The 11,598-nt window shown below is 43.5% G+C and carries 12 protein-coding genes and 1 pseudogene; 12 read left to right on the forward strand and 1 reads right to left on the reverse strand.

Annotation, left to right across the window (positions count from 1 at the left end; all coding sequences use genetic code 11):
• Positions 1 to 128 precede the first annotated feature (128 nt).
• From QUF07_RS11655 to QUF07_RS11695, 9 genes are all read left to right on the forward strand, one after another.
• A complete protein-coding gene (locus tag QUF07_RS11655; RefSeq protein ID WP_289427547.1) occupies positions 129 to 572 on the forward strand; it encodes a GNAT family N-acetyltransferase in 444 nt (147 codons plus the stop codon).
• A 28-nt stretch (positions 573 to 600) separates the two neighbouring features.
• Positions 601 to 1,803 (forward strand): MFS transporter, encoded by a 1,203-nt coding sequence (locus QUF07_RS11660; RefSeq protein WP_289427549.1) that lies wholly within the window; start codon positions 601 to 603, stop codon positions 1,801 to 1,803.
• A gap of 32 nt (positions 1,804 to 1,835) precedes the next feature.
• On the forward strand, positions 1,836 to 2,906 hold the full coding sequence (locus QUF07_RS11665; RefSeq protein WP_217165406.1) for a M24 family metallopeptidase: 1,071 nt from the start codon (positions 1,836 to 1,838) through the stop codon (positions 2,904 to 2,906).
• Positions 2,907 to 3,382: 476 nt separating this feature from the next.
• On the forward strand, positions 3,383 to 4,579 hold the full coding sequence (locus tag QUF07_RS11670; RefSeq protein WP_217164471.1) for an ABC transporter substrate-binding protein: 1,197 nt from the start codon (positions 3,383 to 3,385) through the stop codon (positions 4,577 to 4,579).
• Between the two features lie 207 nt (positions 4,580 to 4,786).
• Entirely contained in the window at positions 4,787 to 5,665 is an 879-nt protein-coding gene (locus QUF07_RS11675) for a branched-chain amino acid ABC transporter permease (protein ID WP_217164468.1), read from the forward strand.
• A gap of 49 nt (positions 5,666 to 5,714) precedes the next feature.
• Entirely contained in the window at positions 5,715 to 6,635 is a 921-nt protein-coding gene (locus QUF07_RS11680; RefSeq protein WP_430673533.1) for a branched-chain amino acid ABC transporter permease, read from the forward strand.
• Entirely contained in the window at positions 6,632 to 7,411 is a 780-nt protein-coding gene (locus tag QUF07_RS11685) for an ABC transporter ATP-binding protein (protein WP_217164463.1), read from the forward strand. Before QUF07_RS11680 ends, QUF07_RS11685 begins: the two co-directional genes overlap by 4 nt.
• A gap of 7 nt (positions 7,412 to 7,418) precedes the next feature.
• Positions 7,419 to 8,126: an ABC transporter ATP-binding protein gene (locus tag QUF07_RS11690; protein ID WP_217164460.1), complete on the forward strand. Its 708-nt coding sequence runs from the start codon at positions 7,419 to 7,421 to the stop codon at positions 8,124 to 8,126.
• 3 nt (positions 8,127 to 8,129) lie between these two features.
• The gene (locus tag QUF07_RS11695) at positions 8,130 to 8,780 is read left to right on the forward strand and encodes a CBS domain-containing protein (protein WP_217164458.1); all 651 of its coding nucleotides are present in this window, start codon (positions 8,130 to 8,132) and stop codon (positions 8,778 to 8,780) included.
• 59 nt (positions 8,781 to 8,839) lie between these two features.
• On the opposite strand, the gene QUF07_RS11700 is transcribed toward QUF07_RS11695, so the two are convergent.
• On the reverse strand, positions 8,840 to 9,751 hold the full coding sequence (locus QUF07_RS11700) for a DMT family transporter (protein WP_289427551.1): 912 nt from the start codon (positions 9,749 to 9,751) through the stop codon (positions 8,840 to 8,842).
• Between the two features lie 200 nt (positions 9,752 to 9,951).
• Here QUF07_RS11700 and QUF07_RS11705 point away from each other — a divergent pair, with 200 nt between their 5' ends.
• The 3 genes and pseudogenes from QUF07_RS11705 to QUF07_RS11715 form a co-directional block, all read left to right on the forward strand.
• Complete coding sequence (locus QUF07_RS11705; RefSeq protein ID WP_289427552.1) at positions 9,952 to 11,037, forward strand: glutamate--cysteine ligase; 1,086 nt, start codon at positions 9,952 to 9,954, stop codon at positions 11,035 to 11,037.
• Positions 11,038 to 11,088: 51 nt separating this feature from the next.
• Positions 11,089 to 11,334 carry a hypothetical protein gene (locus QUF07_RS11710; RefSeq protein ID WP_289427553.1) on the forward strand — a complete coding sequence of 82 codons (246 nt, stop codon included), beginning with the start codon at positions 11,089 to 11,091 and terminating at the stop codon, positions 11,332 to 11,334.
• Between the two features lie 33 nt (positions 11,335 to 11,367).
• Positions 11,368 to 11,598: pseudogene (locus QUF07_RS11715) on the forward strand (hypothetical protein); the annotation flags it as partial.

Here is an 11,598-nt window from a genome sequence, read left to right on the forward strand (position 1 = left end):
TATCTAAGCAAATTGTGGTCGTGACACCGTGAGGTGTTATTCTCACAAGCTCCTGAATTTATTCAGGAGTGGTTGACATAGTCTATAATTGAATCACTTGGAGTTAATTTATAGAAAGGAGACCAAAATTGAAACAGATTATCTTAGCGGATCACGATCCTCAATGGCACCATTTTGCTAAATTAATTGGGGCCGTTTCCTGGCCAGCCGGTAAATATTTAGCAAATGAGATGATCGCCCATCACTTCCTGGATTGGGAGCGCGTGATTGTATTAACTGATGGTGATCAACTCGTCGGCTTTTGTGCAATTGTCAAAGAAGACATTGTTAAAGCCAGCGGGTATTCGCCGTTCATCGGCTATGTTTTTGTGAGTGAGGCCTATCGGGGTCGTCATTTGAGCGAGCAGCTGGTCACCATTGCCGAGAGTCAGCTAACTCAGGTTGGTTTCCGCAAAGCATACATCGTTACCAAGCACATTGGACTGTATGAAAAGTTTGGTTATCAACAAATTGGCACCTCAGTCGATCAAATGGGGCGAAAAATGCGACTATTAGAGAAAGAACTGAAGTAGAATTTCATAATTGAGGAGAGAATTTTAAATGAAAGAAGAAACAACGCCAGTGTCCCACCGAGTTCTTCTTGGTGCCTTACTCATATTTCTGGTTGGGGCAAATATGCGGACGGCGATTACAGTTGTCCCGCCAATTTTAGCAAATATTCAAAATTCATTTAGTTTACCGGAATGGTTTCTGGGGAGTTTGACGACGATCCCCCTGATTTGTTTTGGGCTATTGTCACCAACCGTTACCTTTTTTATCCGGCGATTTGGAATCTTAATGGTCACGATGGCGGACTTGTTGTTACTCGCGATTGGAAACTTTGTCCGAGTGTATTCTTTTACGGGATTACTGATTGGAACGATTTGTATCGGTTGTGGAATTGCCATGTTAAACGTTCTGGCGCCGACGCTGGTTTCTTATTTGTTTCCGATGCGAATTGGGACCTACACTGGGATGTACGTCTTTGCGATGTCGTTATCGAGCGCGATTTCGGCCGGGTTTAGTTCCGTTATCAGCCAATGGATTTCGTGGCAAGTCATGATGCAGTTTATTTCAATTATTCCAGTCATTGCCATTATCGTGGCTATTTTATTGAGTATTAGTCAGTCAAAAATGACAACTAATAAGAAGAAATCGTATCATCAGGGGCAAACGCAAACTTCACCATGGAAGCGACCGCTAGCCTGGGCACTTGGTGGCTTCATGGGATTACAGTCATTGTTGTTTTATTCAATTTTGACCTGGCTGCCACCGATTTTGATGGCTTCAGGAATTAAGCAGAATACTGCCGGTTATCTGCTGGGACTACTCCAAATAACTGCTTTGCCATTTTCATTTATTATTCCGAGAATCATCAGTGAGGCCAAGCGGCAGTCAACCATGGTTTTGACGATTGCCGTCATCTTCTTTGCAGGACTGGGGAGCTTATTGCTGGCGACCCTGAGTTTCTGGTTTGCGGTCGCGGCCTGCATCTTGCTGGGGCTTTCGACGAACATGGCTTTCAGTGAAGCAATGACCTTATTTAACCTGAAGACTCGTGACCCGAATGAAACGGCTGCCGTTTCTGGCATGGGGCAGTCTTTTGGTTATCTGTTAGCGGCTGCTGGGCCAATGATTTGTGGGTACGTTCATAGTTTGACGTCAAGCTGGACGGTTGTCTTGATTTTCCTGATCGTGGTTGTCGTGATGATGACATCAGTTGGCTTGCTGGTCGATCATGAGCGCTATGTATTTAGTGGTTAAGCAGCAAAAATAATGATAGGAGTGTGGTCGGAATGAATCAAAGAATCAGTCGTTTTCAGAAAACAATGGCCCAACTTGGGTTGGATGCATTTATCGTTACAAATCCATTTAGTTTGGAATACCTAACCGGCTTTCAAGGATTACCTGGAGATGGCTGCTTAGTGGCGACCCCGAATTCTTTGACCCTGATTACCGATGCTCGTTATCAAGTTGAATTGGAAAGTTCACTTTCAAAGGACATTAATCTTGAAATCACCCGTGATTACTATGAAGTCGCCCATAAAGTGTTAACTGGACCGAAATTTCAACGAGTTGGGTTTGAGACCTCCGTTAGTTTCCAGCTCTATCAGACGCTCAGTAAGCTCTTCGGCGATGCCTTAATTGCCGAAAATGGCGTGGTTGAAAAGCTTCGTGAGGTAAAAGACGCCGATGAAGTGGCTACTTTGCGCAAGTCAACTGCCCTGGCAAGCGAAGGCTTTAACGAGTTAATCAAACATGTCCAAATCGGCCAAACTGAACGACAGGTGTCGAATTGGTTAAATAATTGGATGTTGGAACACGGTGCTGAGAAGCCCAGTTTTGATACGATTGTCGCCAGTGGGTATCGGTCGGCATTACCCCATGGATCAGCTTCGACTAAACAGTTGGAAAAGGGTGATATGGTTACCGTTGATTTTGGCTTTTATGTTGATCGTTACACATCAGATTGTACCCGGACGTTTGCTTTGGGGGACCCAGGTGATGAACTGAAAAAGATCCACCGGATTGTCTATAACGCCCAAGAATTGATGTTTGATGTCATTAAGCCAGGTGCCAACGGTCAAGAAGTCGACGCTGCCGGGCGAGATTACATCGCCAAGCAAGGCTATGGGAAATACTACGAACATGGTAGTGGCCACGGAATTGGCTTGGACATTCATGAAGGACCCAATTTTGGTCCCCGTTGGAAATCAAACATTTCTGAAGTTAACAATGTGATGACCGTTGAACCTGGAATTTATTTGCCGAAAGTGGGCGGCGTTCGAATTGAAGATGACCTGCTAATAACTGCCCAAGGAAACGAAAGATTGACAACCGCACCTAGAAAATTGATTATCTTATAAAATATTCATTGTCATTAAAGCCCATAGACATCACGTTTATGGGCTTTAATAAATAATAAGAGTAAACTAATTTGATTAGAAAGGTTGACATTTTATGAGAGGATTACTATACTTCTAATCAATCATTAAATCTTGGTAAGGAGGTAGCGGTCATGAAAATTATTAATGCAGATATGAACATCGTCATGGCAGCACCTCTTAGCCAAGATTTAGCCTTATTATTAAAGATGAAGGACCCGACATTGATTGCGAGCTAGTTTATCACTAGCAAGTCATCAGTAAGTTGAGCCCTTATTTTCATTTTTAATGATGAGGGCTTGATCAATCAAGATTTTTAACCTCATTCATTAAACGAATGAGGTTTTTTTATATCTTTCGGGAGGGGTAAATATAAGAAATAGTGCTTATCTTGATTTAACGCATCAAAGTTAGGGATTAGAAATTAGATACATAAATAGTGAAAGTGGGTAGATTTTATGAAGAAAACGATGATTAAGAAAGTTGTCAGCATGGCCGCGATTGTAATGACTGCAGGAATTTTTGCCGGATGTAGTACCGCCAAAACGACAACTAAAGGGAACCAAACAACTGGTAACACAATCAAAATTGGCGTTAACATGGAACTTTCCGGTGCCGCTGCCGGCTATGGTAATTCACAGAAGCAAGGGATCCAACTTGCGGCTGCTGAAATTAACAAAGATGGCGGAATTAATGTAAATGGTAAGAAGAAAAAGATTAAGTTGATTATTCGCGATAACAAGACCTCAACTAACACATCGGCGTCCGTTGCAGCTCAACTTGTTAATAATGATAAGGTTGCGGCAATCGTTGGCCCGGCAACAACCAATGCCGGGACTGCCGAGATTCCAAACATCACAAAGGCAGCTGTTCCAAGTGTGAGTCCTTCAGCGACTGACCCAGCTTATACGCTTCAAAAGAGTGGCAAGGTTCAACCCTACGTATTTAGAGCATGTTACCAAAACAACTTCCAAGGAAGCACTGCTGCTAAATTCATGACCAATACATTGAAAGCAAAGCGGGTTGCCGTCTACGCTGATAACTCAAGTGATTATGGAACTGGTTTGGCAAAAGCCTTCAAGAAAGCTTACACCGGCAAAGTGGTTGATAGCCAATTCTTCACTGCTGGTGACAAAGATTTCAACGCTGTTTTGACCTCATTTAAATCAAAGAAGATTGATGCAATTTATGCTCCTGGTTACTATAACGAACTTGGCTTGATTATTAAGCAAGCCCGTCAAGCTGGTATTAATGTTCCAATCGTTGGTAGTGATGGCATGGCCGATCCTAAGTTGGCCCAAATTGCTGGTGATCAGAACGCAAGCAAGATCTACTACACGACCCCATTCTCTGATGATGTTGCTAAGGATAACCCAACAGCTGTCAAATTCATGAACAAGTACAAGGCCCGTTATCACCAAGATGCGCCAACATTCTCAGCCCTTGCATATGATTCGGTTTACATGATTAAAACAGCCATTGAAAACGAAAAATCTGCAGACTCTGTCAAAATTGCAAAGGGTCTCGCAAACATCAAAGATTTCGACGGTGTCACAGGCAAAATTACCATGAACAAGAACCATGACCCAGAGAAACCAATTGCAATCGAACAGTTGACCAAGGGTAAGGTAAGCAATTCGTTTGATATTAAGTAGTATGCGGAACCAAGCGGTTAAAAACTGGAGCATAAGTCTCCTTTTCCAGAAATCCTGATTTTTGGATTTCTGGAAAAGGTGCTTATGTGCAAGCTTTTGCTTGGTGTAGCATCATTCGGCTACGTAGCCAGGTGCTTAAGCTTCTGCTTTGTGGAGCATCATTCAGCTACGTAGCCAATAACTTTACCTCGAGAGGAGGAACACATTTTGGAAACATTTTTTCAGCAAATTATTAATGGGCTTTCACTTGGAAGTATCTACGCGTTGCTTGCTCTCGGGTACACAATGGTTTACGGGATCATCAAACTGATCAACTTTGCGCATGGTGATATTTACATGTTGGGTGCTTTTTGGGGATATTACGTCATTAATGTCTGGCACTTCAACTTTATCAGTGCATTATTGTCGGCGATGCTCGTTGGGGCGGCTAGTGGGGTTATCATTGAATACTTCGCTTACCGGCCATTGCGGCGTTCTCCGCGGATCACTGCACTGATCACCGCAATCGGGGTATCATTTCTGCTTGAAAATGGGATGTCTTACCTATTCAGTTCAAACACCCGCGATTTCCCGCAGATTATCAAGCAGGTCAACTATCATATTGGCGGTGTTTTGATTTCAAATATTCAGATTCTTATTTTGGTTACTGCATGTGTGTTGATGGTTCTGCTTCAATTGATCATTAAGAAAACCAAAATGGGCCGAGCAATGCGAGCAGTTTCTGTTGACCCTGATGCGGCCGAATTGGTTGGGATTAACATTAACTGGACGATTTCGTTTACCTTTGCCCTTGGTTCAGCTCTTGCTGGAGCAGCTGGTGTTCTGATTGGATTGTATTATAACTCAATTGATCCATTGATGGGGATGACCCCTGGGATCAAGGCGTTCGTCGCCGCAGTCCTTGGTGGCATTGGTTCGGTTCCTGGCGCTTCCGTTGGTGGCTTTATCATTGGAATTTTGGAAACCTTTGTCCAGTCGATTGGGCTGTCCGCATACAAAGATGCCGTTGTGTACTTCGTCTTGATTGTGATTCTATTGATCTTGCCAGCTGGAATTTTCGGCAAGAATACCAAAGAAAAAGTGTAGGTGATCTAATTTGAAAGCAAATGTTAAATACAATCTAGTTTGGCTGATAATGATGGTTGCCGGCTTTTACTTAATGAATACTTTGATTTTGGTTGGGGTGATCGATTCATTTATCGAAAATATGTTGGTGACCATTGGTATTAATATTATTTTAGCGACCGGCCTCAACTTAATTATTGGGTTCGCGGGTCAGTTCTCACTTGGCCATGCCGGTTTCATGGCAATTGGGGCGTATGCGACTGCAATCGTCACACAAACCGCCAGCACGCCAGGTGGCTTCTATGCATCAATCTTTATCGGCATCGTGATTTCGATTATCGCCGCCTTGATCGTTGGGGTGCCAACGTTGCGACTTCGAGGTGATTACCTTGCGATTGCCACAATGGGGGCTTCAGAAATTATCCGAATTCTCATTAATAATATGAAAATCACTGGTGGGGCAGCTGGGATGTTTAATATTCCGCAATTTGCTGACTGGCCAACGGTATACATTATGGTTTGCGTTACGACGATCATTATCGTCAACTTCATTCATAGTCGGGCTGGACGCGCAGTTAAATCAGTTCGCGAAGATGAGATTGCAGCTGAGGCTATGGGAATTAATGTCACTAAGTGGAAACTAGCCGCATTTGTTCTTGGCGCTTCAACAGCAGCCGTTGCCGGTTCGCTTCATGCATCGTACCTGCAAACCATTGCACCGAACGATTTTGGCATTATGGAGTCGATTTCGATTTTGATCATTGTGGTTCTTGGTGGGGTCGGTAGTATCACCGGCACGTTTGTTGCGGCAGTTGTTTTGGGCGTACTGGATACCGTGTTGCAAAACTTCGGGGCCCTGCGGATGGTCATCTACGCGGCTGCTTTGATCCTGATTATGATTTTCAAACCATCTGGGCTGCTAGGGACCTGGGAATTGTCCATCAAAAAGATTTTCAGCCGATCAAAACGAAAGGAGCGGGTTGAATCATGAGTAAGCTATTACAAGTTGAGAACCTGGTGAAAAACTTCGGTGGTTTGACTGCCGTTTCCAACGTTTCCCTGCATTTGGATAACAATGAACTGGTTGCCCTGATTGGCCCGAATGGGGCTGGGAAAACCACTTTGTTCAATCTGCTGACTGGTGTAATTCCAGCGTCATCTGGTTCAATTGTTTTGAGCGGTGAAAATGGGACTTACCCGCTCAATGGTAAACGGGCGTATAAAATTGCCGATATGGGGCTTTCGCGGACATTTCAAAATATTCGATTGTTTAAAAATCTGAGTGTGCTGGATAATGTGTTAATTGCTATGACCAGCAAATTCAAAGAAGGCTTTATCCCAACCATCTTCCGGTTCCCTAGTTACTACAAAACTGAGGCGCGGCTGGTGGCAGAAGCTAAGAAATTATTGGCAATCTTTGAATTGACTGATGATGTTGATGTGTTGGCAAAAAACTTGCCATACGGCACCCAGCGCCGACTAGAAATTGTTCGGGCGCTGGCAACCAAACCGCAAATCCTTTTCTTGGATGAACCAGCTGCCGGGATGAATCCTGAAGAGACTGCCAACCTCACTCAATTGATCTTAAAAGTGCAACATAGTTTCCACATTACCATTTTGTTGATTGAACATGATATGTCGCTGGTCATGAACCTTGCCCAATGCATTTATGTATTGGATCATGGTTCCTTGCTAGCTCAAGGAACCCCAGATGAAATCCAGGCGAACCCAGCAGTGATTAAAGCTTATCTAGGTGAGGAGGCGTAATGACACAATGTTACTACAAGTGAATGATTTAGTTGTCAATTATGGCGTGATCAATGCCGTCAAGGGCGTCAGCTTTGAGATTAACGAAGGTGAGATTGTGTCATTAATTGGCGCTAATGGTGCAGGTAAATCGACCATTTTAAAGACGATTTCCGGCCTCCTGAAGCCCAAAAGAGGCAAGATTATTTATGAAAATAAAGAAATTCAGTCCCAGAAGGCACCTAAAGTGGTTGCTGAAGGGATCTCTCAAGTCCCGGAAGGCCGGCACATTTTCTCAGGCCTCTCAGTGATGGAAAATTTGCAAATGGGTTCTTTCTTGGTGAAGGATCGTTCCAAAATTAAGCAAACTTTTGATGAAGTTTTCGAACGGTTTCCGATTTTGAAACAACGGAAAAATCAAGATGCCGCAACGTTGTCCGGTGGCGAGCAGCAAATGCTTGCCATGGGTCGAGCCTTAATGGCTAATCCCAAGCTTATTCTATTGGATGAACCGTCGATGGGCCTTGCGCCAATTTTTATTAATGAAATTTTTGATATTATCAAAGAGATTAATAAACAGGGGACAACCGTTCTTTTGATCGAACAGAATGCCAAAAAAGCATTGTCAATTGCTGATCGAGGTTACGTTCTTTCAACTGGGAAAGTTCAACTGACCGGCACTGGGTCCGAATTGCTGGCTAATAAAGAAGTTCAAAAAGCATACTTGGGAGGTTAAATAATGAGTGTAAGAGATTTTATGTCCGATAACGTGATCACCGTGCCGCCCGAGACCAAGGTCAGTGTCGCGGTGAATATCATGAAAGAGAACAACATTCATCGATTACCGGTGATTGATGACGGCGAATTGGTCGGCTTGGTGACCCAAGGGACGATTCAAGCAGCTTCACCATCGAAGGCCACTAGTTTATCAATTTATGAATATAACTATTTATTGAATAAAATGACGGTTAAGGATGTCATGGAGCCAACTGTTCACACGATTAATGCCGACGATTTCCTTGAGGATGCAATTTATGAGATGCGCAAGTACCAAATTGGCGTCTTACCGGTTATGAGTGCGGGCGCCGTGGTGGGAATCATCACTAACAATGACATATTGGATGCTTTCTTGGACGTGACCGATTATAACGAAGATGGCACGGTGGTTCAGGTGTTCGTGGAAAAAGACCGGCCGGGTGTTATCTTCGATATTGGTAAAATTATGGCCGAAAATCAATTAAATATTCAAACTTTGATGGTGACGCACCAAGGAACTACCAAAGTTGTTGAAATCCACGTGGATAAGGAAGATGGCTTTTCGGTGGCTTCCAAACTGCGAGAAGCTGGCTTAAATGCGAAAGAAGCGGAACGATACAAAAAAGTTGATTAACAAATCAAAAGCTGATTGCCATCCCAATTGGGGAAATCGATCAGCTTTTTGTGCGCTAATTATGAAACTGGGGCTTGAGTTTGCATGGCTGCCCAGGATTGAAGTCCAACTGTTCCAAGAATCAGAATGCCACCAATTGTTTCTGGGAGACCAAAGCTAATTCCCAGCAAGAGGATTGATAAAGTTGTTGCCGAAAGTGGTTCAAAGGAGCCCAGCACAATAGCAGTTGTCGGTTGGATATAACTGAGGCTTTGGAGGTAAAACAGGTATGCCAGCATTGTGCCAAAAATTACCACGAAGGTAACCCCACTGTATGTTTGCCAGGAAAAGGCCGGCATCTCGGCCCAAACTTGATAAAAGCAGCTGAAGGATACGCCACCAATTAACATTGACCAACCAACAATTGGGATTGAACCGTATTTTCTCAGTAATTTGCCAGGGAGCAGTGTATAAATGCTGGCGGTAACTGCTGTTCCTAACCCCCACAGAAGCCCCTGCAAAGGGATTGCCAAGGTGGTTAATCTCCCATGAGTCACTAACAGGATTGTCCCGGATAACGCCATTATGAGCGAAATAACGTCAATGCGGCGAGGCAAGCTGCGAGTTCGAAACATGAGGTAAATAATGATGACCGCTGGGGATAAAAATTGCAGAATGGTTGCTGTTGCTGCATTTCCAAACTCAATGGCCTTAAAATATGTATATTGGGAAGCCGCCATGCCAACAAAGCTAAAAAAGATTAGCTTAAGTGCATCGACTCGATTGTGCCAAACTGCCAAACTCGCCTTGGCACCCGTGATTAGGCCGAACAAAACAAGAAGAAGGCCGGAAACTAACATGCGGACGGAAACCAGCCAGTCGGCACTAACATTTTTACTTGTGAAGAGGAATTGGGCAATTGTTCCCGAAATTCCCCAAAGCAATGGCCCCAAAATGGCCAACCCGATACCTTTGATTCTTGGCTTTTGCATGCTGATGTCCTCCAAAGTGTATTGAAATAATTATATAACAAAATGGTGGGAGCAGAGTTGGGAAGACGTCATTTTGAAGAAATTTGGCGAATTGACGTACAATTAAAGTAATGAGGAATACAGAAACCTTTTGAAAAATGAAGTCAATTGCGTTAGAGTAAGATAACTTTTCTACACCAGCAATACGAGGAGGTAGATCTATGTTTGATGATATTGGGCAAACCATATTTAACAATGAGATTGTGGGCAGTGCGAGTGATTTTAATATGGGAATTGAAGTTGAAACGATTCGGGTCAATTCAGCCGGGCAATTGACAAAGGAACCCTATCCCAAAGCCTTAGGCAATCAAAGAAAAAATCATTTTATTAAAACAGATGTTTATCAGGTTCAGAGTGAGATTATTACCCCGACGGCCAGGAAATCCTTTGATGCAATGCATTATCTGATGGCCCTGAATGATACTCTACGAAATGCTCTAGAACCAAACGAACTACTCTGGCCAATGAGTATGCCGCCAGTTCTTCCGCAAGATAAACGGTCGATTCCAATCGCAAACGTTGATCCAAAACAAAAGGCCTATTATGAAAAGTGGATTAAAACGCGCAGCGATACCCAGGGATTACCTGTTGGGGTTCATTTAAATGTCAGCATTAATGATGACGTGTTGCAGACCGTTTGGGAGTCTCAGCGTGACAAGTACGACTCCTATGCCGAATTTGTTAATTATATTTATATCAAATTGGCACAAGGATTTGGCTATTATCGATGGTTGATTACATACTTATTTGGTAACAGTCCAATTGCTGAGAGAAATTATTTCAAACTTGACGAAGATCAACCAAGTCACGAGGTTCGAAGCATTCGGTCGTCGCATTATGGCCTCACTTCGGATGTTACCCATAATTATCGTTCGGTTCGTGAATATGTGGATAATATTGAACAAAATATTAAGGATGGCAATTTGTTTAGTGAGGCTGAATATCATACCAGTGTGCGTCTGAAGTCCATGAATGGCGATTTGACTCACATGGTGAAAAACGGGACGGATTATATTGAGTTACGAATGCTTGATTTGGACCCAACAACGGCTCTTGGAGTTCGAACCTCGGCGGTCAGATTCTTTAGAATTCTGTTGAGCTACTTCATGATGACCCCACCGATTACCACTCCTGATAAGATTAACCTGAAGTTGGATCAGGGACGGGCAATGAATGAAGTTGTTGCGATGGAAAGTCCGACCCAGCAGACAATTTATCATCACGAGGCCCAGAACTTCCTCGATTAGCTGCAATTATTTGGCGCAACCATTCAGTGGGGGCCGGAGTATCAAGAGATCTTGGATACGATGCAGGATCGGTTGGATAATCCCAAATTAACTCCGGCCGCGACCCTGATGGATCACGAGGTTGACGGTTCACTCATGTCATATGGCTTATCAATGGCAAACCGTTACCAAAATCGCGCCCATGAAAATCCAAAGCCCTTCACTGGTTTTGAAGAGCATCCAGATATGGATGCAGACGAATTGCGGCAACGATTATTTGGCGTGATGGGCAAGCCGGATAATTACGAGAAAAAGTAATTGTAGAGAGAACTGTGAAAGAGGGGGACTTCTTTGGCTAAAACAAATTCGGATACCCAAGTTTCTGATTTGATTAATTCAACCGTGGGTCTTGAAGTTGAGACTCACCGAATTAACGCAAGGGGAGAACTGAGTCGGCATGACTATCCCCATGGATTGTTGGATGAAAAGCAACATCACTTTATTAAGAAACTGTTTGAGATCTCTAAAAGCGGCGTAGGAAAACTGAGACAAACGCTAAAGTTACCATCGTTGTACTGGTGT

Origin of the sequence: Lentilactobacillus sp. TOM.63 (genome assembly GCF_030361045.1) — a bacterium.
GTDB classification, from domain to species: Bacteria; Bacillota; Bacilli; order Lactobacillales; family Lactobacillaceae; genus Lentilactobacillus; species Lentilactobacillus dabitei.